This is a genomic window from Tolypothrix campylonemoides VB511288_2 (assembly GCF_045999855.1).
GTDB lineage: Bacteria > Cyanobacteriota > Cyanobacteriia > Cyanobacteriales > Nostocaceae > Scytonema > Scytonema bouteillei_A.
The window spans coordinates 367472-391322 of record NZ_JBFPMW010000004.1 but is presented as its reverse complement, the minus strand read 5'-3'; the positions used below and the strand labels follow the sequence as shown (position 1 = coordinate 391322).

Below are 23851 nucleotides of genomic sequence, written 5' to 3'. Positions count from 1 at the left end.
CCATATTATCTAAGGGAAGCTCAACCGTGAAAATTCTGTTGGTAGAAGACGATCGCCCTACCAGTTTAGTAGTTTCCGACATCCTAATTGCTCATAACTATACAGTTAACCAAGCAATGGATGGACAGACAGGTCTAGAACTGGCAAAGGCATTTGAATATGACCTAGTTCTTTTAGACATTATGCTTCCGGATACGGATGGTATTAGTGTGTGCAAACGCCTGCGTGCTCTAGGGTATCAGAGCCCTATTTTACTCTTGACTGGCAAAGACAGCACAACAGACCGAGTCGTGGGTTTAGACGCAGGAGCAGATGATTATGTCGTTAAGCCGTTTGAAATGAATGAATTGTTAGCACGGGTTCGTGCTCTTTTACGGCGAGGAAAGACAGTACCATCATCTATAATTGTTTGGGAAGATATACATTTTGATACTGTTAACAATCAAGTAACTTTTAGGGACAAACCCTTAAAATTAACACCTAAAGAGTATTGTTTGTTAGAACTTTTCCTGCTCAATCCAAAGCGTGTTTTTAGTCGTAAAGCTGTTTTAGAGAAACTTTGGGATTTTGCCGATTCACCAGGGGAAGAAACCGTTAGCACTCACATCAAATGTTTGCGGCAAAAATTTAGAGCAGCTGGTGCGTCCGATCCAATTGAAACAGTTCACGGTTTGGGGTATCGACTGAAAACTCCATCAGAATCAAAAGAAAATGATGCTTCCGTTAAGCAAACAACCAACCAAAAAAACATCAAAGCAACGACCTCGAAAGTTTGGGAGAAATTCAAGAGTAAATATGTAGAACATTTTGCTGTGTTAGAACAAGCAACTTCCGCACTAGCAAAAGGTCAGCTAACGCCCGAACTGCTACAACAGGCTAAATACGAAGCACACACCTTAGCCGGTTCATTGGGAGTATTTGGCTTGATGCGGGGTTCCGAACTAGCAAGAGAGTTAGAGGATTTTTTTCAACCTTACAAGCAATTGCAAGCTGATGACGTTCAACAGATTTTAATGCTTGTAGACTTACTAAGGCAAGAGTTACAAAAAACACCACGATCGGAAACAGAAGGAGTACAAATTTCTGACTCTCCACTCATACTGATAGTGGATGACGATTTGATGTTAGCAGAACGAATTAGGATTGAAGCGATCGCTTGGAAGTTACGAGTGGAGGTAGCTACAGATTTAGAGGTTGCTCGAAAGGTTATTGCCCAAACTCCACCCCAAGTTATCTTGCTCGCTCTGAATTTCCCTAGTTCTACAGAAGACGGGCTTACCTTACTGAAGGAACTAGCACAACGAATTCCCAAAATACCTGTTTTAGTCTTTTCTGAAGAAGGGAGTCTGGCTAACAGGTTGGAAGTTGCTCGTTTGGGAGGGTGTATTTTTTTACAAAAACCCCAATCAAGCTATAATATCCTTAAAGTGGTGACCAAGGTATTAAACACTACGCAAGATGCTGCTTCTGGCAATCGAGTAATGGCAGTAGATAAAGATGAAGCAGCGTTATCACATCTCAAAAATCTCTTACAGCCATTAGGAGTAGAGGTTACAACATTAAACGATCCGCATCAGTTTTGGGAAGTGCTGATGGCTTCAAGACCAGATTTACTCATACTTGATGTGGAAATGCCCGGATTAAACAGTTTGGAATTGTGCCAAGTTGTGCGTTGCGATCCAACATGGTACAGAATACCAATTATCTTTTGGTCAGCACGCACGCAAGAGAGTGAGATTGACAAGGCATTTGCTGTAGGGGTAGATGACTACATTAGCAAGTCAGTTGAAGAAGCCGAACTCACAACTCGAGTTCTCCGCCGCCTCAGTAGAACGCGGAAACAGCAAGTCTAGGTAAGACATAAAAACAGCCCCGATAAAAAATTTTCACCCCCATAACTAACCTGACAATCCTTCTTTCGTGACCCCCTAATCCCCGATCCTGCAATTAATTACTTGCTTCTTTAGTACATTCTAAATAGTGAGAGTCTACCCATCCCCGCACTCTGTTCACTCCAGTATTTGGACCCCGCGCTACTTCAACATAAGTCCAATCATCCTTTTGCCGAATAGCACGAACAATATTTCCATTGTTTAATGCTGCTTTTGATTTGCCTGCAGGAGAATACAGAACTGGGAGTTGTCCGGTGTAAACGCCCGTGATATCGCACCATCTCTCCCACTTTAGATTGGAGAAGGGAACAAGTTCGCTAGTAAAAATGCGGCGATTGTTTTTCAGAATACTCAAGCGCATATTTTCTCCTTTCCCTTCATGCCAGGATATTGCGTAAATGTATTCACCATTCAACCAGCGCTTACCACTATACTTTTTATCAACTACGGTTTCGGAACCATGAAGCGTAATGCACTTATTTTCTCTGTCACATCCTTGATAGGAGTCATCGCTTCCCAAAGTAACCATCAATTCTCCAGCTTTGTAGTGAGATTTCTGAAGTTGTTGCGCGAGGGTTGGGGTAGCTATAGATATGCTGGCAAGAGCAAGAATGCCTAGGGCAGTTAGTTTAAAATTCATAGTTAAAGTTTAAAAAGGTCTAAATTTAGAATTCCCAAAATCTCACGAAGAATTTCTGTTGTATGTAAACATATAGAAAACCCACCAGCGAGTCAGGATTCTCTTGTCAAAAGGAGCTGCTATCATGTTGCGGAAGCCGAAAAAAAGTTGGACCCCTTCTCTTTGGGCTAGCCCGAAACCCTTTGGCATTGGCGAGCAGTATCCGAATAACTACTGGGAAGTGTTTCGGGCCGTTTTGGAAAACGCTGACAACTTGCCTTATGCTTGGGAAATCCTAAATAAAGGAGTTTGTGACGGTTGTGCCTTGGGAACAACGGGCATGAAAGATTGGACTGTAGATGGTATTCATGTTTGCAATGTCCGTTTGCGGTTGTTACGTCTCAACACAATGCCAGCTCTTGACCCCAAACTTCTCGCAGATGTCTCTGAGTTAAAAAAGAAAAGCGGTGCTGAATTACAAGCTATGGGGCGGCTTCCCTATCCCATGAAACGCGATCGCTCGGAAATTGGTTTCAGTCGCATCAGTTGGGATGAAGCTCTAAATTTGATTGCCAAGCGTATCCGAACCTCTACACCGGATCGCCTTGGTTTCTACTTCACCAGTCGGGGGACGGTTAATGAAACTTACTATGCCACCCAAAAAGCAGTGCGGGCAATGGGAACGAATAATCTTGACAATGCAGCCCGTATATGCCATTCCCCCAGTACCAACGCTTTGAAATCAACTATTGGAGTCGCTGCAACTACCTGTTCCTACAAAGACTGGATCGGAACCGATTTGTTAGTCTTTATTGGTTCCAATGTCGCCAACAATCAACCGGTTACCGTGAAATATCTCCATTGGGCGAAAAAAGCGGGTACAAAAATAGTTGTTATTAATACTTACCGCGAGCCGGGAATGGAACGCTACTGGGTACCATCAATTCCTGAAAGTGCTTTGTTTGGTACTAAGTTTGCTGAAGATTTCTTTTTGGTAAATATTGGCGGAGACATGGCGTTCTTAAATGGGACAATCAAGCACGCGATCGCCAATGGTTGGGTTGACGAGTCATTTATCAACAACTACACCACCAACTTTGACGAACTCAAAGCGTTTCTCGCTACGCAGTCTTGGGAAGAACTCGAGCAAATTTCCGGTGCGACTCGCGAATCCATGTATACCTTTGCCAAAATGCTTGGCGAAGCAAACAAAGCTGTATTTGTCTGGAGTATGGGCATTACTCAACACGAGTGTGGTGAAGATAATGTCCGGGCAATTATCAATCTAGCTTTGACTAAAGGATTTGTTGGTCGAGAGGGGTGTGGTTTGATGCCAATTCGGGGACACTCTGGAGTTCAAGGAGGTGCAGAAATGGGATGTTATGCCACCACTTTCCCAGGAGGAAGATCTATTACCTCAGAAAATGCAGCGTCTCTAGGTGAACTTTGGGGTTTTGAAGTTCCTACGACCAAGGGGTTAATTGCTTCTGAAATGATTGATGCTGCTGCAGAAGGCAAATTAGATGTTTTGTTCTCTGTGGGTGGAAATTTTTTAGAGGTTCTACCAGAACCAAATTATGTGGAAAGTGCTTTAAAGCGCGTACCTCTGAGGGTTCACATGGATATTGTTGTATCCAAACAAATGCTTTTAGAATCAGACGAGACAGTGGTGATTTTACCAGCAACGACTCGTTATGAAATCCCTGGGGGAGTTACAGAGACTAATACAGAACGACGTGTTATTTTTAGCCCGGAAATTCTCGGTTCCCGTATTGGGGAGGCGCGTCCGGAATGGGATGTGTTTTTGGAGTTAGCAAGGCGAGTACGTCCGGATTTAGCCGAGAAATTGCACTTCCAAAATACCAGTGCAATGCGCCAAGAGATTGCCAGAGTCATTCCTCAATATGCGGGAATTCAACATTTGAAGGAAGCTGGCGACCAATTTCAGTATGGTGGAGCGCATCTGTGTTTTGGTTGGAACTTCCCAACTCCCGATCGCAAGGCACGATTTTCTGTGCTGGCTCCTCAAGAACGAATGCTACCTGAGGGTTACTTCTGGGTGACAACGCGCCGTGGCAAGCAATTTAACAGCATGGTGCAAGAACGCAAGGATGCTATTACCGGAGCAGTGCGATCGGCTGTCCTTATGAATTGTGTGGATGCAGAGAAGTTGGGGCTTCAAGATGGGGATGAGGTGATACTGAAAAATGACATTGGTGAGTTTAGAGGACAGGTGTATATCGCACCCGTTACGCCGAGAAATCTGCAGATTCATTGGCCTGAAGGGAACGTGTTGTTAGATAAAAGCAAGCGATCGCCAGAAGTTGGGATTCCTGATTATAACGCTGTTGTGCATTTGGAAAAGGTGTCAAGGGGTAGTTTTGCTAAAGAATCGCTATAATCAAGGCAGTATCAAAGTTAAACGACGCTTGCTATCAATAAGTTTTTTGGTCATCGGCTAATAGCTAATGGTCAAAAAGCAATTAGCTATTAGCCATTAGCTATCCTAAATCATTTCTAAGAAACTGGTATTTTTAGTATAATTTAATACTATAAAGACACGGGTTTGTTTACACTGACTTTCATAAACTCTATAATGTAAGTTAGTACTTACATTAATTATTATGAGCCGAACGAGTAGAGGCGTAACAGAAACCCGCGATCGCCTTTTAAAAGCTGCTATTGAAGTCTTCTCCACAAAAGGATACGTTGGAGCGTCAACCCGTGAAATTGCTCGGGTTGCAGATGTGACTGAAGTGACATTATTTCGCCACTTTCAAAGCAAAGAGCACCTTCTGGGTGAAGTTGCACAGCGTATTACAGCACTACAAGCGGAAGCCTTAACGCATCAAAACGAGTGGACTTACGATTTAAGTCGCGATCTTCTATATTATGCACAGATCTACGACGAGATGCTGGAGGAGTATGAAGCATTATTTCGGATGTTTATTGGTGAAGGTCAAAGACATCCAACAGAAGCAATCAAAGTGCTTCAGCAATCGGTTTTACCCCTACGTGAACAACTAATTTCCTATCTGCAAGTCTGTGTTGAACGGGGTTGTGTTCGTCCTGATGTTGACTTGCCAATGGCAGTGGATCAATTGACCGGAATGCTTCTGTCTGGGATGATTCGCCGTCATGTTTCCCAAGTTAACCGAGGCTACAGCCGCGAAAAATACATTGAAGGATGTGTAGATTTATTTGTGAGGGGAGTTAGCACAGCTAAGTCTTCTGTCAGTCAGACTTCGTCTCCTAGATGAACGTTTCCGATAATTGTGTAAGTTTGGCGCTAAATTCTATTATCTCTGTCTGGGAGTACTCATCATCTACGATGTCAAGCACCGCTCGTGAACCGGAACGATCGCATTCCAAGCGCTCGAAACCATCGTCACAATCCACTTATGATACAGCCGGGTATGTCCAAGGATCGCTCAAGTGGGCGATCGCCCTAACGGCTTCCCTAGGAGCCATTCTAGAAGTTATTGATACCAGCATTGTGAACGTTGCTTTGACGGATATGCAAGCAACTTTAGGAGCAACCGTGACCGAGATTGGTTGGGTTGTCACGGGTTATGCGATCGCCAACGTTGTCCTGATTCCCCTTTCCGCTTGGTTGGGAGACTTCTTCGGAAAGAAAACCTACTTCATCTTTTCTATGGTTGGGTTCACAATTGCCTCCGCGATCTGCGGTCTATCGATTAATCTGCCGATGCTGGTGGTGGCGCGAATTATTCAAGGCTTATGCGGAGGTGGACTCCTAGCGAAAGCGCAAGCAATTCTGTTTGAGACTTTTCCTCCAGCAGAACAGGGGATGGCACAATCTGTGTTTGGGGTTGGGGTCATTGCGGGACCAGCCATCGGTCCGACTTTGGGCGGTTATCTAACCGATACCTTAGGCTGGCGCTGGATTTTCTTTATTAATTTGCCTGTAGGTATTGTCGCCACGATGATGGCGATCGCCTTCCTCAGACCTGATTCAACGCAACGCACCCGAAGTCAGAAGACAGTAGACTGGGCAGGAATTATATTACTGTGTATTACAGTAGGCAGTCTGCAGGCGTTTTTGGAAGAAGGAGAAAGAGACGACTGGTTTGAATCGAGTTTCATTACGACACTGGCGATCGCGGCGGTCGTGGGGCTCGTTCTGTTTATCTGGCGGGAACTCAGCGCGAAATCACCAGCCGTTGACTTGCGAGTCTTGCGATATAAATCCCTAGCAGCCGGTAGCCTTTACTCCGGTATTTTGGGTATGGGACTCTACGGAGCCTTATTTGCCGTACCATTATTTGCTCAAGGTGTACTGGGTTTTTCAGCAACACAAACTGGATGGTTACTTGCTCCGGGTGCTTTAGCTTCTGCCATCATGATGATTTTACTGGGCAAAATATCGTCTAAGGTAGATGCCCGCATTCTAATTGGGCTAGGAGCCGTTGGAACTACAGCAGTCATGTTCGATTTGGCAAAAATCACGCCTCAAACCGGAACTGACGACTTGTTCTTACCTCTAATTTTGCGGGGCGCAACCACCGTTTTGATGTTTTTGCCCTTGAGTTTGGCAACACTAGGTTCTATTCCCAAACAAGATGTATCGGCTGGATCGGGTTTCTATAATTTAACCCGTCAATTGGGCGGTAGTATTGGCATTGCCATTCTAACGACGTTACTGGCTCAAAGAGAAGCTTTTCACCGAGCAATGTTGTTAACAAACTTAACGCCTTATGATTCACAGACGAGTGAGAGGCTCAATGCTCTGACACAACTGTTTCAGAGTCGAGGTGCGGATGCAGCAACCGCACAACAACAAGCGCTCGCCTCGCTCTCCCAATTGGTTAATACTCAAGCAGCTGTTCTCTCCTATGCAGATATTTTTCGCTTTGTTGGTATTGTCTTTCTCTGCTCGCTACCATTACTGCTGTTTCTCGGAAAGGGAGGAGCTCGATCTCAAGTACCCAACGCTCATTAAAGGATTTCCAAGAAATAAATTATCTTTCTTGTGGGACAGCCGTCCTCGCCCGTTGGCTGGTTTGTAGCATCGCAACCCTTTGGCTAAAAAACCCGCCAATCATGCATGATATAAAAGAAGACCCGTTTCAGAACTAAAAATTTTCGTCCGAGTTTAACACCATTAATGAGGTTTTATGAACAAAGAAGATTTGATGCGGTTGGCTTTAGAGGAAGCAAAAAAGGGTGATGCGCCCTATGGAGCGATCGCTGTAAAAGACGACCGAGTTATTGCAAAGGCTTACAATACTGTGAAGCAAGACAGCGATCCTTCTGCACACGCAGAGATTAATGTTATACGAAAATTAACTGCTAGTCTTAAAAACCCTTCTCTAGAAGGTTATACCATTTATACAACAGGTGAACCTTGCCCGATGTGTGCCACTGCTTGTGTATGGGCTGGTGTCTCGCAAATTATTTATGGCGCGTCTATTGAAGATTTAATCTCGGCCAATCAATCTCAGATTAATATATCTTGTGAAGAAGTCATTGCTAAGAGCTTTAGACAAATTCAGGTCACAAAAGGTATTTTAAGGGAGGAATGTATCAAGTTGTTTAGTTAGTTGTTTCGTGGTTGAGATAGGGTAAAAACGAATTAGCACAAATGGCTGCTTGAGTGCGATCGCGTAAATTCAATCGGTTTAAAATATTGGTGACGTGGTTCTTGACAGTTCCTTCTGAGATGAAAAGTTGTTGAGCAATCTCTCGGTTACTAGCACCAGTCGCAATTAACCGCAAAACCTCTTTTTCTCTGGGAGTCAGTTCAACCAAGCCAGATGGTAAAGGTTGGGTTGTATTCACCGGAGGAACTTGAGAGAGAAGTTTTTTAACGATCCCAGGTCCTAATTGAGTATAACCTTTGTGAACGGCACGAATAGCAAAAGCAAGTTCCTCAGAGGGAGTATCTTTCAGTAAATAACCCGTTGCTCCATTTTGCAATGCTGCTTTCACATATTCATCATCGTCAAATGTTGTAAGTACTAAAACTTTGACTTGAGTAAAACGATTTTTTATTTCTCTTGTAGCTGCAACTCCATCCATAATTGGCATTCTAATATCCATCAGGACTACATCTGGATGTAATTCTTCTATTAAGCATAGTGCCACTTCACCGTTTTCTGCCTCTCCCACAATTTCTAAATCTTCTTCTAATTCCAACAATGCCTTTAATCCTTGGCGGATTAAATTTTGGTCATCTGCTAGTAAAACTTTAATCATAGAATTATGAATTATAAATTATGAATTATGAGTTATGAAGATTTTGAAAATTCATAATTCATAATTGTTACTGTAATAGTACAACCGCTACCAGGAGCAGATTGAATATGAAAATGACCTCCCAATGCCAAAGTGCGATCGCGCATACTTTTTAATCCGAATCCTGTGGTATTTTGCGTCAAATCAAACCCCAACCCGTTATCTTGAATCTTGAGCTGTAGACTGTTATCGGTCGCAATTAGTTCCAGTTTAACTTCTGTTGCTTTTGCGTGTTTGTAAATATTTGTCAATGATTCTTGAATAATTCGATAAATAGGTGTACTCATTTCAATAGGAACAGAATAGGGCAATTGGATGTGACAAATAGGGGTAATACTCGTAGAACGTTGAAGATTTTCTACTAGCCCTAAAATAGCTTGTTCCAAGGATTGTTCTTGTAAAGGATGAGAACGCATAGTAGAAACTGATTGACGCACATCTTGTAAAGCGCTACTTCCCAATTCCTTTGCCCTTGCTAAAAAAGTTTTTGCCTTTTCCGGGTTAGATTGCCATAGCTTTAAAGCTGTTTCCAATTGCAAGTTTAAAGCTGTAAGAGAGTGTCCCAAAGAATCGTGTATTTCACGAGCAATACGGTTGCGTTCTTCTAAAGTAGCTTGGTTTTCAATTCGTAACGCATACTGACGGAGTTTTTCATTCGCAATCGCCAGTTTTTCTCGACTTTGTCGTTCTGACAAAACTGCATTCATCAATAGCAAAATAAAAACAAGAATTAACCCGAAGACAAGTACAAAACTTAAAGTAAAAAACCAAAAGCGCTCCTGCGCCATTGGTGACACTGCTATCCGCTCTAACCGACGTCTGAATGTCAGTAAAAATAAGATAAATGATAGACTTGCACTGATCAAACGACCGGGTAGTTGAAAAATCAAACAACTACGAGTCACGAAAATGAGGTAAGGAAAGGGAAAAAGCCGAGCCGTTCTTCCACTAAAAAAACCAATAATTAAAATTAAGCAAATTTCTATAGATGTATAAAGTATTTTTGTGAATTTATGACCTGTGGGTAGATATAATCCCATTAAGCCAAAGATAATTAAACTGCAAATTGTCAGTTCTGGAAATTGCTTGGGGTAACGATAGACAGGAAATGGCATAACAGCTGTAAAAACAGCGAATAGCAGCAAAACCCACTCCAAATAAAGCAAAAATCGAAAAGGATGATTTTTGAACTGAATTGAACGGTTCATAGTTATACTATTTATATTTGGGATTGAAAAAGAATCGTGTCAGTAACTTAATTTTACCCAACTACCTGTCGCATCCTTTTTTCAAATCTGTATGAGTTGTGGGTTGTTAGTTGTTCATCAGCGAATTCCCCATCTGAAATCTAAAGTTATTCTTAAAAAGGGTGCGGGCGTGCTATTCCATAACCCTGTGCATAATCTACTCCAATGGCTTTAAGTTTTTTAAGAATATCTTCATTTTCAACGAACTCAGCGATGGTTTGAATGCCCATAACATGTCCAATTTGATTGATGGCTTCTACCATTGCCATGTCAATGGGTTCTTCAACGATATGCCTGACAAAAGTTCCATCTATTTTAAGATAATCTATTGGCAAATTTTTAAGATAGCAGAATGAAGACATACCACTTCCAAAATCGTCTAAAGCAAAACGACAACCTAATTCTCTTAAGGATCGGATGAAACTGACTGCTTTCGTTAAGTTTGCAATGGCGACAGTTTCAGTAATTTCAAAGCACAGAATTTGTGGTGGAATCTGGTGCAGTTCTAACTGTTCGCGCACAAAGCCCATAAATTGGTCATCGTTAATGCTTGCACCGGAGATGTTAATCGCATACAAACTGCTACGCTTAGTTCTCGATTGAGCATACTCGTTTAATTGTTCTCTTTTGTGCTGTCTGAGGTGAGTAAAAAGATTGCGGATTACCCAGCGATCGATAAGTGGCATAAGATTGTAACGTTCAGCTGCAGGGATAAAAGCCATGGGCGAGACTAAACTTCCCTGTTCGTCAATCAAGCGTAGTAAAACCTCACAATGTTCTTCTCTAGACTCATGAAGGGTGGTGGGAACAATCTTTTGGTAGTAAAGGCAAAAACGGTTTTCTTCTAGGGCTTGAGCAATTCGCACTCCCCACTGCATTTCGCCTTGTGCTTTTTCCATTTCGCTATCGTCAGCTTGGTAGAGATGCACGCGGTTGCGCCCGTTGTGTTTTGCTAGGTAGCATGCTGCATCAGCCATACTCATGACAGTACCCATATTTTGGGTGTCAGCATCAATTGGAACTAATCCGATACTGACACCAATATTAAATACTTTATCTTGCCAAAGAAAACGGAATTCTTGAACGCGCTGCAATATTGTATTGGCAATTCGCAATGCTGGTTCTAGAGGACAACACTCTAGGAGGATAATAAATTCATCTCCCCCCAAACGTGCTAAGGTATCTGAGGCGCGGATTTGATTCTGAAACAGAGCCGTCACTTGGCGCAACAGTTCATCACCTGCAAGGTGTCCGCAGGTGTCGTTGACAATTTTAAATCTATCTAAATCCAAATAACATACGGCGTGTTGCTGATTTTGTGTTTTGCCAATGGTTAGAGCGAGTTCCAAGCGGCGCTCAAATTCCCGTCGGTTAAACAATCCGGTTAAGGGATCGTGAGTGGCTTGCCAAGAAAGTTGGTGTGCCATACTGCGTTTTTGGGAAACGTCCTGAAATACCATCACTGCGCCAATAATTTGACCATCGCGATCGCGAATTGGTGCTGCAGAATCATCAATAGGAACCTCGCTTCCATCACGCGCAATCAGGATAGTATCTCTCCTAGTAAGATTCACAATGGAACCCGAACTCAAAGCTTTTTCAACTGGATTTTCTACAGTTTCTCGAGTTGTTTCGTTAATAATCTTTAAAATTTCAGTCAAAGCTTTTCCTTGAGCATCCGCAAGCGACCAACGAGTCATTTGCTCTGCAACAGGATTCATGTAATTTATTTTACCATTAATATCAGTGTTAATGACGGCGTCTCCAATAGATTGAAGCGTTACTTGAGCGAGTTCTTTTTCTTCATAGAGTGCTTTTTCCAAACGTTTGCGTTCGGTCATATCTCGACCAATATAAAGAAAATGTTCTAAGCCTTCTATTTTAGTTGAAATTTTAGAAAAAGAGATAATTAACTCTTTTCCCGTCTTGCTATAACAAATAACTTCGCAATCTTTAAAAGACTTTAAGGGCAGATCGGAATTTATTTTACAATTTTGATATAAAAAATTTATTTCCTTAAGAATGATTGAAATGGGTTTTAAAATTAAGTCTTCTTTACCGTATTCTAAAATTTGCAGTGCTGATTGATTTACCATCACAATTTGTTCTGAATCATTTGTTATTAAAAGAACATCGCTAATCGCTGTCAGTAAATTGTCAATATAGGTGAAAGCAACTGCTAAAGCATTTAACAGATAGTTAACTAAGAAATAATTTTCATAAACTTTTTGAAGGATGTTTTTTTCAAAAACCATCCTTTCTGTTGCATCTTCTAAAAGAATAACATAACCTTTTTCAATAAAATTGATGAACAAATCAACATAAAAAGGTGAAAAAATATCTTTTCTACGAGCAATCCCCCTTAATTCAAATCTCTCTTGGCTCCCTTGAAAAATATCAAAGATGTAATTTTCATATCCTATTAACTCAGGAAAACTATCTCGAATATCTTTTCCGGGAACTGCATGACCGGGGGATTCTGCAAATCTTTGAGCACCTGGAGAAGTCTCTAAAATAATTAAGTTTTGAGAAACTATCAAATATTCTGTATGATTGGGAATTAAGAGATTTTCCGCGAGAGTTTTCATAAAATCTTTTTTATAAATTATAAGCGTTTAATTTGAATGTATTGTCCGTGTAATCCAGTTATATTTTAAGCCTAATTGCGGAAATACGCTATCATTTTGTAACAGTCAGGATAAATACTGAAAAAAAATTATTTAAAAATAAAAAATCTGAGAATATACGTATTGACAAAACAATAAAATACAGGTTAACGCACAAATGAGTTACATCGATATAGCTACTGTAAAGTTGCTTTTTTAGAACAGTCAAAGGCAAGAAAGATGCTGACTATGACTAAAGTCATGGATAGACTCATGACTTTCTCCTCATGTAACCCCTATAAGTAAGATTTTATGCTAGTACCAGCAGGTGAGAGAAATCCAGGAGACAACTAAAGAGATGAAAATCAAGCACTTATCACTTATCGCAGGAGCCATCGCTCTAACTTTAACTGCTACTTCTTGGGCAGTCAACGCAGAAACGCTCTCATCCTCACCTTTCGTTGTTGCTCAGGAACAACCCAGAGACATGAAGGGTAAAGGTCCGTGGGCAAAATTGGGACTAACAGACGCACAAAAAACCCAACTTCAGGAGATTCGTCGCAATACGCGTGAAGAAATAGACAAAATTCTGACTGAAGAACAACGAGCACGACTCAAGAACGCCATGGAAAACCGAGATGGTAAGCGTGGTGGTTGGAGAAGTGTTATGAATTCTTTAAATCTCTCCGACGAGCAGAAAACTCAAATCCGTGAAGTTAAGCGAGCGCAGAGAACTAAAATGGAAGCTATTCTGACAGACGAACAGAAAGCACAGCTCGATGAATACAAAAAACAAAGGCGCGATCGCATTCAACAATACCGACAAAATCAGCAATAGTAGTTAATAGATAGTGGTTGAAGCTATAGAGCTAACAACTAACACATTATAAAGACGCGCCACGGCGCGTCTTTTCGTATTTAACAATATTGCTCGTAGATGAAAGCCCAAACAGTATAAAGGCAGCAAGCAGAATAAATGTAAAATTTTATACAGATTGAAGTTGTCCGCTCTCTGTTGAAGCTACTTCTTACTTTTATATTTCTTCAAGGAAAAAACCGTAATTGCTCTGAAGCTTTGTTTAAAGCAACTAAAAGATAATTTGACTTAAGGCGCAAATAAAAGTTGAGAGATACAAAATGCAGGTTGGTAGAAATAAATAGCACTATCTTACAAAATATTAATCTACCTAAAATGCCTATCAATAACAAATGACCAATAACAAATGAGCGAGGCTGCAAACTATGTTCCGTAAGTTGTTGCTACTGCTAGTCATAAGTTTATCGGGAAGTGTTGTTTTACCCTTACCACAAAAGGCAAGGGCTGTCACTCCCCTGACACTGGCTGTTATCGAGGAACTGAGGAACCTAGTGCAACTCGTCCCACAAAACAAGCCGCAACGTCAAGCACGCAAGTTGGATTCTATGATTCCTGGAGACGGCTTGTCCACTGGTAAAGCTTCTTTAGCAGAATTGCGTTTCAATGACGGTTCTATAGCGCGAATTGGCCAACAGACTGTATTCCGGTTCTTACCGAAAACTCGAAATTTAAGACTTTCAAACGGAACTGTGTTGTTGCTGATTCCACCCGGACAAGGACAAACAAGGGTAAATACACCAAATGCTGCAGCCGCAATTCGCGGTTCCGCGCTGTTTGTACGTTACGATCCACAAACAGACACCACAATTGTGGGTGCATTAACAAATAGCGGTATTCAAGTTCAAAACAAGAATGCGTCTCAAAATCAAAAGCTAGCTGCCGGACAACTTATAGTTGTAGTTAAAGACAAATTTCAAGGTTTATACGATTTTGACTTAAGGACTTTTTACGAAACAAGCCATTTGGTTCGGGGGTTGGATTTAGCTCGCACAACGGGTGTATCTCATTCAGATCCGGGACTGGCTAGCGTTCAAGCGGAAACAGCAGAAGCAGTCGCAACACAACAGCCATTGGTAGGTGTAGGTGTGATAGAAAACTTACCTATTTTTAGGTCAGCGACTTCCTCTGGTGACACCTCGACTCATCAGAGCGATCGCATTCACAACAGTGGAATGAGAGAACATTTTCCGGTCGAGAACCTGCTAAATACAGGACAAGTGTTTTCAAATCCTGTTGAAGATGACCGTGTTAAACCTAATAGTTCTCCTGGCAAAGGCAACCACGGCAACAATAATTCAAATAACGGCAACCACGGCAACAATAATTCAAATAACGGCAACCACGGTAATAACAACCCCAGTAACAATAATTCAGAAAAAAATTAAGGAAGTTGCATAAATTCACGTGCGTTCGACAGACTTCACCCCCCACCCTTCCTCTACGTTCAACTTAAAAAAATTTCAAATTCTTGTAGTTGCGCTGTATTCATATCCATCGCAACTACAAGTGTAGAAACTTTTTACACTTAATTGATTCAAACTACTTACTATTAACCATCAGCCATTAGCCATTAGCCATTAGCCATCAGCCCTTCGGGTTCGCCCTTCGGGTTCGCCAGTCCCCTACGGCGGGAAACCCGCCTGCTTTCCCTGGACTCACCATTAGCCATTAGCCATTAGCAATTAGCCATCAGCCCTTCGGGTTCGCCAGTTCCCTACGGCGGGAAACCCGCCTGCAGGACTGGACTCACCATTAGCCATTAAAACCTCCCTCCCTGAATCTGGTCAAAAACTGCCTTATCATCAAAAAACTTCTTCTGAATTGCATCCCAACCGCCAAAGTCTTTGACAGTATAAAGCTTGCTTATTGGAGGAAACTGCTTTTGATTTTCTTTAGCTGCAGCAGCATTCACAGGGCGAAAACCGACTTTTGCAAATTGCCGTTGTGCTTCTGGTGTATAAAGGAACTTAACAAAAGCTTCTGCTACTTGGCGAGTACCCCGCTTGTCTACAACCTTGTCCACCACAGCCACTGGGCTATCAATCGAAACATTGACTTGAGGCAGTATGGAAGGAAAGTTAGATTCTCCTTTTATCTTTGCCAAAATTTCCTCATTCTCATAATTTAACAACACATCCCCTTGATTGCGCTTGTAAAAAGTATCACTTGCTTCTCGTGCGTCCTTAGGTAATACGGGGACATTTTTGTAAACTTTAGCAACATAATCGCGTGCTTTTGCTTCATTTCCACCTGTCTTCATGACGGAGCCCCAAAGCCCTAAAAAGTTCCAACGAGCACCTCCAGAGGTTTTAGGATTGGCGGTGATGACCGTCACTCCCGGTTTAACCAAATCGTTCCAATCACGAATTTTTTTAGGATTTCCCGGACGGGTGACAAGCACAACTGCAGAACGGGTCACAATCCCATTGTTGGGAACCTCTTTTTCCCAACCGGGTGCAATAAGCCCTGCTTTCTGGATTTTATCTACATCCAGCCCCAAAGCGAGTGCTACAACATCCGCCTCCAAACCATCTATGACAGCTCGTGCTTGAGAACCAGAGCCACCATAACTTTCTCGAAAAATAACTTCTTGATTGCGCTCTTTCTTCCACTTTTGCGTAAATAGGGGAATGATTTTAGAGTATGCCTCTTTAGTCACGGCATAAGAGACTAAAGTCAATTCAACTGTTTTGGGATTTTGGCTTATCAGTTGAGTTTTAGTATTTGTAGGAGGTTTGTGCAAGGTTATACCTGCATAAACAGGTACTGCTGCGCTGACAGTGAAACCTACAGCGATTGTGAAAGTGCGGGTGCGGGTAGAAAATTTTTTCCACTGTTGTAATAAGGATGAAGGGACATTTCTCAGGGATATCTTCACGATCGGTGATTCCTTATAGGTTTAAACTACGGTATTTCTATGGAATAACAGGTTTACTGATGAAAATAACAATCCCATAAAATCCGTATCGAAAGCAAGTCATTTTTGGGGACAGGGGAGACACGGGGGATAAGGAAGAATAATTTATCTTTATTCCCAATCCAAAATCACTAACCCCTGAACCCTAAGCCCCTAATTCCATACAGATTGAAACAATAGTGTCAGAATAGTGTAGAGCTTCTAAAGTATCTTGATCCCAGAGTCGTTTCCTTAGAGTTCAGGATTTCAACAGCCATGTGTCAGCTGCTAGGAATGAACTGCAACGTACCTACTGATATTTGTTTTTCGTTTGAGGGCTTCGCCGCAAGGGGAGGAAAAACTGATGACCATCGGGATGGTTGGGGTATCGCCTTTTTTGAAGGAAAGGGATGTCGGCTTTTCTTAGATGCCAAACCTTCCATTGCTTCTCCTATTGCGGACTTGGTGCGGTGCTTTCCCATCCATTCCAAACACGTCATAGCCCACATTCGCAAAGCGACCCAAGGTGAAATTTCTTTAGAAAATTGCCACCCTTTCCGGCGAGAAATGTGGGGAAGGTATTGGGTATTTGCTCACAATGGAGATCTGCGCGATTTTCATCCCCAGGATTTGGAGTTTTATCAACCTGTTGGTAACACCGATAGCGAAAAAGCTTTCTGCCTGATCTTAGATAAGTTGCGAGCCTCTTTTCCTCATAGCAAACCACCTATAGAAAAATTTTATTTAGTTCTCAGAGAAATCACTCATTCTATCGCCAAGCAAGGTATATTTAATTACTTGTTATCGGATGGAGAGCATTTGTTTGCCTATTGTTCAACCAAACTTAGCTACATTGTGCGTCAAGCGCCTTTTGCTGCTGCCCATTTGATTGATGAGGACTTAACTGTAGATTTTAGCGAATTAACAACTCCAAGCGATCGCGTTGCTGTCATTGCCACTACCCCCTTAACGGATAATGAAGTTTGGACAACAATTCAACCGGGAGAACTGTTAGCATTTCAGGATGGTTTACCCATGAGCTACCGATAAACACCTACAAGCTCTCTTTTTCCTCGATCGCTGGTAAAAACACCACTTTCTTGAGCGATAAAGTGCAGTTTTACTCTTGCTTTTTTAGCATATGCCATGTATTATCTCTCACAATGAACACTAAATACGGTTAGCTAACTAACTAACCGTATAACTTCGGGGGCGAGAGTATGAGTTTGTGGCAGACTGTCCTAAGACAAGCAGGGCAATCATTTTTGCAAATAACCGATAAATTTAAGCTTAAGTCTTTAAAAAGCTTTTTATCACTCTTTTTAGTAGGAATCAGTTTAAGTGTTGCGATCGCTGCTTGTTCTGGTGGCAATACAAACAGTTCTTCTGGAAATAGCACCGGAACGGATACCACAGCTAACCCTGTAGCGGCAAACAAACAAGATGCAGAAATTACCCTTGTTTCCTTTGCCGTAACAAAAGCAGCTCATGAAGCTATTATTCCAAAATTTGTAGAAAAGTGGAAGAAAGAGCACAACCAAAATATTACCTTCAATCAAAGCTATGGCGGTTCGGGATCTCAAACCCGTGCTGTAATTGATGGTTTGGAAGCTGACGTCGTTCACTTGGCACTTGGCTTGGATGTGGGAAGAATTGAAAAAGCTGGGTTGATTCAGCCTGGATGGGAGAAAGAAGTCCCTAACAATGGTATCGTTTCCAAATCAGTTGCTGCTTTAGTGACTCGTGAAGGAAACCCCAAAGGTATTAAAACTTGGGCAGATTTAGCAAAAGACGGTGTTAAGCTCATCACTGCTGACCCCAAAACCTCCGGTATTGCACGCTGGAACTTCCTCACATTATGGAATTCAGCTATCAAGAGTGGAGCGGGAGAAGATAAGGCGATCGAGTTTGTGAAAAAAGTCTACAGTAACGTGCCCGTTCTAACAAAAGATGCTCGGGAAGCGACAGACGCCTTTTTCAAGCAAGGTCAAGGAGACGCCCTGATCAACTACGAGAACGAAATTATCCTGGCACAGCAGAAGGGAGAGAAAGTCAATTACATTATTCCCGACGTCAATATATCCATCGATAATCCAATTGCAGTCGTAGATAAGAACGTTGATAAACACGGAACCCGTGAAGTCGCAGAAGCTTTTGTGAAATTCTTGTATGAACCGGAAGCTCAGGAAGAGTTTGCCAAAGTTGGATTCCGCTCTGTCAATGAAACAGTTGCTCAGAATAAAGCTATTTCAGACAAGTATCCCAAAGTTCAAAATCTAGGCACAGTGCAAGACTACGGTGGTTGGGACTCCATCCAGAAAAAGTTCTTTGCAGATGGCGCAATCTTTGACCAAATTCAAGGAAAAGCAAAATAGGAATTTATGCTAATAGCTATTAGCTAATAGCTATTAGCCATTAGCCATCAGCCATTAGCTATTAGCAATTTTAATTATGTCTATTTCATCTCCTCCATCAACTTCTTCTACTAGGAGAACTGTTCGCCAACAGCCTCCCATTTGGAAAAGGTATCTACAGCATCTCTACAACTTGCCTTGGACTTGGCGAATTACCATTGCCTATTTAAGTGTGATGTTGTTTCTACCAGTCCTTGCAATGTTTGCAAAAGCAAGTACTGAACCTCCAGCCCGATTTTGGGAAATTGCGACCAGTCCTATTGCTTTGGCCACTTACGAAGTAACTTTTGTTACCTCATTGTTTGCTGGGCTCATCAATGGGGTTTTTGGAACTCTCATTGCTTGGGTCTTTGTTCGATACGATTTCCCTTTGAAACGCTTGCTTGATGCCACTATAGATTTACCTTTTGCATTGCCAACAGCAGTGGCTGGTTTAACTTTAACGACAGTCTACAGTGAGAATGGTTGGATTGGTTCGTTACTCGTACCTTTAGGAATCAAGGTATCCTTTACTCGTCTGGGTGTAGGGATAGCCATGATATTCATCTCCCTTCCCTTTATTGTGAGAACAGTGCAGCCCGTACTGCTCGAAATGGAGAAGGAAATTGAAGAAGCTGCTTGGAGTTTGGGTGCTTCTCAATTACAGACTTTTTTGAAGGTGATTCTACCTCCGTTATTTCCCTCTATTTTGACGGGCGTTGCATTAGGTTTCTCCCGCGCTGTTGGGGAATATGGTTCAACTGTCATTATTGCTTCTAACACTCCTTTTAAGGATTTGATTGCGCCCGTGCTCATTTTCCAACGATTGGAGCAGTATGACTATTCGGGTGCAACAGTTATCGGCATGGTGTTATTAATCATCTCTTTGGTGATGTTGCTGGGAATTAATCTTATACAAGCTTGGGGAAGAAGATATGACGCAAGATGAATTTCCACAGCCTCACTTTCACTCAACAACAAGCGAATCGAGCACTTCAAAGCAGGTCAAACCAAAAAGTTTTGCTCCTGCTATATTGATTGCGATCGCTGTTGGTTATCTAGCTTTAATCATCTATGTCCCCGCACTCAACGTTTTTGTCCAAGCTTTTAAAAGCGGTGTGGGAACGTTTTTCTCTAACCTCACGCGTCCGGAGTTTACTCATGCCGCTTGGTTGACGATCGCTCTAGCCGTCATTTCCGTACCTGTGAATACCGTATTTGGTTTGTGTGCTGCTTGGGCGATCGCACGCCATAGATTTCCCGGTCGCGCTTTCGTTCTCAGCCTGATTGACCTACCCTTTTCTATTTCACCTGTAGTTGCGGGATTAATGATAGTGCTGCTGTACGGGCGAAATGGGTGGTTTGGTCAGATTTTAGAAAGCAACGATATCAAAGTTGTTTTTGCCTTTCCTGGTATGGTACTCGCCACAGCCTTTGTGAGTTTACCCTTTGTCGCAAGAGAAGTGATTCCCGTTTTAGAAGAGTTGGGTAGCGATCAAGAAGAAGCTGCTAGAACACTTGGTGCCAAAGATTGGCAGATATTTTGGCGTGTTACCCTACCAAACATCCGTTGGGGTTTACTTTACGGCTTACTTTTGACAAATGCGCGAGCAATGGGTGAATTTGGTGCTGTTTCGGTAGTCTCCGGTAACATTGCTAAAAAAACGCAAAGCTTACCTCTCTATGTAGAAGATGCTTACAAACAATATGAAACTGAAGCAGCTTTTTCAGCCGCCGTGTTGTTAGCCTTGCTAGCAGTCGTGACCTTAGTCGTGAAGGAGATTTTAGAACGGAAAACGGGTATCAAACATAGCTCAAAACATTAATTGCAAAGATGACAATTATGGTTGCAGAAAATCAGCTGACACACAAACGAATTCGACTGAGAATACCTAGAGAATTTCATCAGGAACCCGTCATTTCTCGCTTGGTATCCAACTACGGTTTAACAGTGAATATCACTGCCGCAATGCTCGGATCTAATGGTATTGGTGATGGTTGGTTTGACTTAGATTTACAAGGAAGTAGCGAACAAATCGAGAGTGCTTTAATCTACATCAACGATTTAGATTTGGAAATTTGGCACGACATCAATACAGGGGAATTATGAATTATGAATTATAAATTATGAATTATGAATGTATAAAAGATTTCAGCATTCATAATTCATAATTCATAATTTCTCTAGATTTCATAGTGCCAAAGTTCTTCTTCTTTCAAGACAATTCTGTGTAGGGGAAGACGGTGAATCAAACCCTGTTCTTCCAACTGGGTAAGGATACGAGTAATCGTTACGCGAGTTGAATTGAGCATATCCGCAATGTCCTGGTGCGTGAGCCGCAAATCAATAAGATTTCCCGATGCTACTTCACGACCAAACTTTTTAGCCAACCAAGTCAGCAACTTAACAACCATAATTTCCACTGTTTTATGACTGCGAATTATCATCAATTCTTCTGCTTGTTGAATGTGAGCAAGCAATACCTGTGTCAGTGGGAACCACCCATCTAGAGGTAACGCGATCGCTTCAACTTTAGTCAAACATTCAATTTGATAGGGATCGACTTTAGAAAAAGCTTGGCTGACAATATCTCCCGGTCCCCAAATTCCTAAGGTGACAAGTGTACCGTCTTCATGCCAAGTGATAACCCTGACCACTCCTGTTTCAATTTTCCACAAACTATTCTCTTTGAGAGGTAGCGAGGAGCGGGTCTTAAAGCTGTGTCTGGTGGTTTGACTGGATGAATTTGGAAAATGTGATGAAATAGACATTGTTGTTTGAATTACTATTTTCCGATTAAAAAACCGTAGTTTCTAACTATATCAATTTCTTGAAGGAGATCGCTATGGGAATTGCAGTTCAAAATGTAACTAAACAGTACGGCTCTTTCTATGCTGTAGACGATGTCAGTTTGGAGGTTAAAACAGGATCTTTAGTGGCTCTGTTAGGTCCATCTGGATCTGGGAAATCTACTTTACTGCGAATGATCGCCGGATTGGAAGCACCAGATTCCGGTCATGTTTGGTTGGTGGGAGAAGATGCCACTTATAAATCAGTACAAGAACGTCAGATAGGATTTGTCTTTCAACACTACGCCTTATTTAAGCACATGACGGTGCGCCAGAACATCGCCTTTCCACTCGAAATTCGCAAGTTTCCTAAAAATAGGATTCAGGATAGAGTGGCAGAGCTTTTGGAATTAGTTCAATTAGGGGGTTTTGGGGAACGCTATCCTTCACAACTTTCCGGAGGTCAACGTCAGAGAGTAGCGCTAGCAAGAGCATTGGCAGTGCAGCCAAGAATATTGCTTTTAGATGAACCATTTGGGGCGTTAGATGCAAAAGTCCGTAAGGAATTAAGAATGTGGTTGAGACAACTTCATGAAGAGGTTCACGTGACAACCGTATTTGTGACTCACGACCAAGAGGAAGCGATGGAAGTTTCCGATCAAATCGTAGTTATGAATAAAGGTCGGGTAGAGCAAATGGGTACGCCTGCTGAAATTTACGACCATCCTGCTTCACCTTTTGTCATGAGCTTTATTGGTCCGGTTAATGTTCTTTCCAGTAACGCTGGTATTTTGGTCAATAAAGATTTTGCTACTCCGTCAAGCCATCAAGTCTTTTTACGTCCCCATGATGTTGCTATTAAAACTAGTCCTACTGAAGAAAATTCTGTATCGGCTAAGGTCTACCGGATTATTAACTTAGGTTGGGAAATTCGGGTGGAGTTAGTTCTTCAGTCTGGAGAACCAGTCATTGCTTATTTATCTCGCGAACAGTTCGATCGGCTCGATATAAAAGAAGATCGGCAGGTGTTTATTAAACCCAAGCAGGCAAAAGTCTTCCCGGCTTATGCTACTAAGTAGGTAGGTGAGAAAAAGCTTACAAATGACAAGTGAAGACAATCCTGACACTTAGCTTTATTTGTAACGATCTACTTAGTTAGTTCTGAAAATAAAGCATTGGGCATAGTAGGAAGGGCATTGCCCCTCCTACAAATATGAGTAATTCTCAAAAGTTAATAGCTCAAGAATCGACTTTTTTTGGTTTCTGGCTGCTCGTGAATGTACGAAATTAAACTACGTTTTAACAAAGGATGTAAGGGAACTAAATTTGCAATATTACACCCGTATAATTGTAGAGTTGATTCGTAAATACCGAATGTTTGAATTAAATAGTCTTGTAACTTCCATTGCAAGCGATCGCGTTGTTGAATATCTAATAGTTCAACTTGGATATGAGCGCATAAAGCTATCTGACCAGATCCACTTACCCAAATCCGTAACATCTCAACACTATGCACCTCTGGAAACGATCGCAATCCTACTTCAACATCTCTAGGATTGATAGAACGAGGGGCATACTCCAGCAGAACTTCTAAACTGCTTTGAATGACAGGAATCGAACTGAAACCGACAAAACCAGCAATCAATAAGCTAATCACTGGATCGATCCACAACAATTTTAGCCAGCAAATAATAAATGCAGTGATTAGAATTCCTAACGAACTTATTGCATCAGCAACAATATGCAAGAATGCTGCTCGGATATTTAAATCATTCAGGTTATGCTTGTGCAGCAGTGTCAAATTCAAACCGTTGATAATTAATCCTAAACCTGCACCCAATAACAAAGGCAAACTTACAATAGGTTCTGGATTCTGGAATCGTTCAATCGCTTCCCAGGCGATAAAACTAGCGATTGCTAACAATCCAAAACCATTTATCAAAGCTGCCAGAATTTCAAACCGCCGATGTCCAAAAGTAGCATGACCTGCGGCGGGTCTTTGAGCCAACCAGTTCGCCAACAGTGTTAAACTGAATGCACTTATGTCAGAAAACAAATGTCCGGCATCTGCTTGCAGCGAAAGGCTGTGGCTCCACTGCCCGAGAGCTATTTCTGCTGGCAGAAAACTAACCAGTGATACCAGTACTAACCACAATTGCCAACTATTTTGTCGATCTTTGTTTGTTTCTAAATGCCCTCGAATGTCGCAAGAACAGAAGCGATTATTATCAATTTCTAAACCATTCAAGTGTTGCTTAATGGAAAGCATACGG

Annotated in this window: 20 protein-coding genes; 13 read left to right on the top strand and 7 right to left on the bottom strand. The window is 41.9% G+C overall.

Annotation, left to right across the window (positions count from 1 at the left end; translation table 11 throughout):
- The first annotated feature begins 26 nt into the window (after positions 1-26).
- On the top strand, positions 27-1853 hold the full coding sequence (locus AB0756_RS14400) for a response regulator (protein ID WP_038077717.1): 1827 nt from the start codon (positions 27-29) through the stop codon (positions 1851-1853).
- Positions 1854-1947: 94 nt separating this feature from the next.
- Here AB0756_RS14400 and AB0756_RS14395 read toward each other — a convergent pair whose 3' ends face one another.
- Positions 1948-2532, bottom strand: a complete 585-nt coding sequence (locus AB0756_RS14395; protein WP_050046224.1) for a hypothetical protein — start codon at positions 2530-2532, stop codon at positions 1948-1950.
- Between the two features lie 124 nt (positions 2533-2656).
- Here AB0756_RS14395 and AB0756_RS14390 point away from each other — a divergent pair, with 124 nt between their 5' ends.
- The 4 genes from AB0756_RS14390 (at position 2657) to AB0756_RS14375 (ending at position 8075) form a co-directional block, all read left to right on the top strand.
- Positions 2657-4912: an FdhF/YdeP family oxidoreductase gene (locus AB0756_RS14390; protein ID WP_038077715.1), complete on the top strand. Its 2256-nt coding sequence runs from the start codon at positions 2657-2659 to the stop codon at positions 4910-4912.
- A 223-nt stretch (positions 4913-5135) separates the two neighbouring features.
- Positions 5136-5771, top strand: a complete 636-nt coding sequence (locus AB0756_RS14385; protein WP_038077713.1) for a TetR/AcrR family transcriptional regulator — start codon at positions 5136-5138, stop codon at positions 5769-5771.
- 71 nt (positions 5772-5842) lie between these two features.
- The gene (locus tag AB0756_RS14380; RefSeq protein WP_038077709.1) at positions 5843-7474 is read left to right on the top strand and encodes a DHA2 family efflux MFS transporter permease subunit; all 1632 of its coding nucleotides are present in this window, start codon (positions 5843-5845) and stop codon (positions 7472-7474) included.
- A 175-nt stretch (positions 7475-7649) separates the two neighbouring features.
- Positions 7650-8075, top strand: coding sequence for a nucleoside deaminase (locus AB0756_RS14375; protein WP_038077707.1), 426 nt, complete (start codon positions 7650-7652; stop codon positions 8073-8075).
- Here AB0756_RS14375 and AB0756_RS14370 read toward each other — a convergent pair.
- The 3 genes from AB0756_RS14370 to AB0756_RS14360 all read right to left on the bottom strand — a co-directional run bounded on the left by AB0756_RS14370 (position 8068) and on the right by AB0756_RS14360 (position 12604).
- Positions 8068-8730, bottom strand: a complete 663-nt coding sequence (locus AB0756_RS14370) for a response regulator (protein WP_038077704.1) — start codon at positions 8728-8730, stop codon at positions 8068-8070. The genes AB0756_RS14375 and AB0756_RS14370 overlap by 8 nt on opposite strands.
- Positions 8731-8762: 32 nt before the next feature.
- Positions 8763-9977, bottom strand: coding sequence for a sensor histidine kinase (locus AB0756_RS14365; RefSeq protein WP_038077702.1), 1215 nt, complete (start codon positions 9975-9977; stop codon positions 8763-8765).
- 152 nt (positions 9978-10129) lie between these two features.
- Complete coding sequence (locus AB0756_RS14360) at positions 10130-12604, bottom strand: EAL domain-containing protein (protein ID WP_408019928.1); 2475 nt, start codon at positions 12602-12604, stop codon at positions 10130-10132.
- A gap of 376 nt (positions 12605-12980) precedes the next feature.
- Between AB0756_RS14360 and AB0756_RS14355 the strand changes: the two genes are divergently transcribed.
- Positions 12981-13460 carry a Spy/CpxP family protein refolding chaperone gene (locus tag AB0756_RS14355; protein WP_038077766.1) on the top strand — a complete coding sequence of 160 codons (480 nt, stop codon included), beginning with the start codon at positions 12981-12983 and terminating at the stop codon, positions 13458-13460.
- A 404-nt stretch (positions 13461-13864) separates the two neighbouring features.
- On the top strand, positions 13865-14884 hold the full coding sequence (locus tag AB0756_RS14350) for a FecR family protein (RefSeq protein WP_336604417.1): 1020 nt from the start codon (positions 13865-13867) through the stop codon (positions 14882-14884).
- 374 nt (positions 14885-15258) lie between these two features.
- On the opposite strand, the gene AB0756_RS14345 is transcribed toward AB0756_RS14350, so the two are convergent.
- Complete coding sequence (locus AB0756_RS14345; protein ID WP_038079460.1) at positions 15259-16377, bottom strand: sulfate ABC transporter substrate-binding protein; 1119 nt, start codon at positions 16375-16377, stop codon at positions 15259-15261.
- Between the two features lie 294 nt (positions 16378-16671).
- Here AB0756_RS14345 and AB0756_RS14340 point away from each other — a divergent pair, with 294 nt between their 5' ends.
- From AB0756_RS14340 to AB0756_RS14320, 5 genes are all read left to right on the top strand, one after another.
- Positions 16672-17445 (top strand): class II glutamine amidotransferase, encoded by a 774-nt coding sequence (locus AB0756_RS14340; protein ID WP_038079459.1) that lies wholly within the window; start codon positions 16672-16674, stop codon positions 17443-17445.
- Between the two features lie 170 nt (positions 17446-17615).
- Positions 17616-18770 (top strand): sulfate ABC transporter substrate-binding protein, encoded by a 1155-nt coding sequence (locus AB0756_RS14335; RefSeq protein WP_038079458.1) that lies wholly within the window; start codon positions 17616-17618, stop codon positions 18768-18770.
- Positions 18771-18846: 76 nt separating this feature from the next.
- Positions 18847-19737 carry a sulfate ABC transporter permease subunit CysT gene (cysT, locus tag AB0756_RS14330; RefSeq protein ID WP_038079456.1) on the top strand — a complete coding sequence of 297 codons (891 nt, stop codon included), beginning with the start codon at positions 18847-18849 and terminating at the stop codon, positions 19735-19737.
- Positions 19724-20614, top strand: coding sequence for a sulfate ABC transporter permease subunit CysW (gene cysW, locus AB0756_RS14325; RefSeq protein WP_038079452.1), 891 nt, complete (start codon positions 19724-19726; stop codon positions 20612-20614). Before cysT ends, cysW begins: the two co-directional genes overlap by 14 nt.
- A 17-nt stretch (positions 20615-20631) precedes the next feature.
- Positions 20632-20898, top strand: a complete 267-nt coding sequence (locus tag AB0756_RS14320; RefSeq protein ID WP_038079466.1) for an NIL domain-containing protein — start codon at positions 20632-20634, stop codon at positions 20896-20898.
- Between the two features lie 74 nt (positions 20899-20972).
- Here the strand turns inward: AB0756_RS14320 and AB0756_RS14315 are convergent, their stop codons facing one another.
- Positions 20973-21560, bottom strand: coding sequence for a Crp/Fnr family transcriptional regulator (locus AB0756_RS14315; RefSeq protein WP_038079446.1), 588 nt, complete (start codon positions 21558-21560; stop codon positions 20973-20975).
- Between the two features lie 74 nt (positions 21561-21634).
- Between AB0756_RS14315 and AB0756_RS14310 the strand changes: the two genes are divergently transcribed.
- Positions 21635-22657 carry a sulfate/molybdate ABC transporter ATP-binding protein gene (locus tag AB0756_RS14310; protein ID WP_038079465.1) on the top strand — a complete coding sequence of 341 codons (1023 nt, stop codon included), beginning with the start codon at positions 21635-21637 and terminating at the stop codon, positions 22655-22657.
- Between the two features lie 152 nt (positions 22658-22809).
- Here the strand turns inward: AB0756_RS14310 and AB0756_RS14305 are convergent, their stop codons facing one another.
- Positions 22810-23847, bottom strand: a complete 1038-nt coding sequence (locus AB0756_RS14305) for a cation diffusion facilitator family transporter (RefSeq protein ID WP_082051786.1) — start codon at positions 23845-23847, stop codon at positions 22810-22812.
- Between the last annotated feature and the right edge of the window lie 4 nt (positions 23848-23851).

Coding starts and splice junctions, on each gene's coding strand:
- AB0756_RS14395 (WP_050046224.1), bottom strand. CDS start 2,532: ATGAATTTTAAACTAACTGCCCTAGGCATTCTTGCTCTTGCCAGCATA.
- AB0756_RS14390 (WP_038077715.1), top strand. CDS start 2,657: ATGTTGCGGAAGCCGAAAAAAAGTTGGACCCCTTCTCTTTGGGCTAGC.
- AB0756_RS14385 (WP_038077713.1), top strand. CDS start 5,136: ATGAGCCGAACGAGTAGAGGCGTAACAGAAACCCGCGATCGCCTTTTA.
- AB0756_RS14380 (WP_038077709.1), top strand. CDS start 5,843: ATGTCAAGCACCGCTCGTGAACCGGAACGATCGCATTCCAAGCGCTCG.
- AB0756_RS14375 (WP_038077707.1), top strand. CDS start 7,650: ATGAACAAAGAAGATTTGATGCGGTTGGCTTTAGAGGAAGCAAAAAAG.
- AB0756_RS14370 (WP_038077704.1), bottom strand. CDS start 8,730: ATGATTAAAGTTTTACTAGCAGATGACCAAAATTTAATCCGCCAAGGA.
- AB0756_RS14365 (WP_038077702.1), bottom strand. CDS start 9,977: ATGAACCGTTCAATTCAGTTCAAAAATCATCCTTTTCGATTTTTGCTT.
- AB0756_RS14360 (WP_408019928.1), bottom strand. CDS start 12,604: ATGAAAACTCTCGCGGAAAATCTCTTAATTCCCAATCATACAGAATAT.
- AB0756_RS14355 (WP_038077766.1), top strand. CDS start 12,981: ATGAAAATCAAGCACTTATCACTTATCGCAGGAGCCATCGCTCTAACT.
- AB0756_RS14350 (WP_336604417.1), top strand. CDS start 13,865: ATGTTCCGTAAGTTGTTGCTACTGCTAGTCATAAGTTTATCGGGAAGT.
- AB0756_RS14340 (WP_038079459.1), top strand. CDS start 16,672: ATGTGTCAGCTGCTAGGAATGAACTGCAACGTACCTACTGATATTTGT.
- AB0756_RS14335 (WP_038079458.1), top strand. CDS start 17,616: ATGAGTTTGTGGCAGACTGTCCTAAGACAAGCAGGGCAATCATTTTTG.
- cysT (WP_038079456.1), top strand. CDS start 18,847: ATGTCTATTTCATCTCCTCCATCAACTTCTTCTACTAGGAGAACTGTT.
- cysW (WP_038079452.1), top strand. CDS start 19,724: ATGACGCAAGATGAATTTCCACAGCCTCACTTTCACTCAACAACAAGC.
- AB0756_RS14320 (WP_038079466.1), top strand. CDS start 20,632: ATGGTTGCAGAAAATCAGCTGACACACAAACGAATTCGACTGAGAATA.
- AB0756_RS14315 (WP_038079446.1), bottom strand. CDS start 21,560: ATGTCTATTTCATCACATTTTCCAAATTCATCCAGTCAAACCACCAGA.
- AB0756_RS14310 (WP_038079465.1), top strand. CDS start 21,635: ATGGGAATTGCAGTTCAAAATGTAACTAAACAGTACGGCTCTTTCTAT.
- AB0756_RS14305 (WP_082051786.1), bottom strand. CDS start 23,847: ATGCTTTCCATTAAGCAACACTTGAATGGTTTAGAAATTGATAATAAT.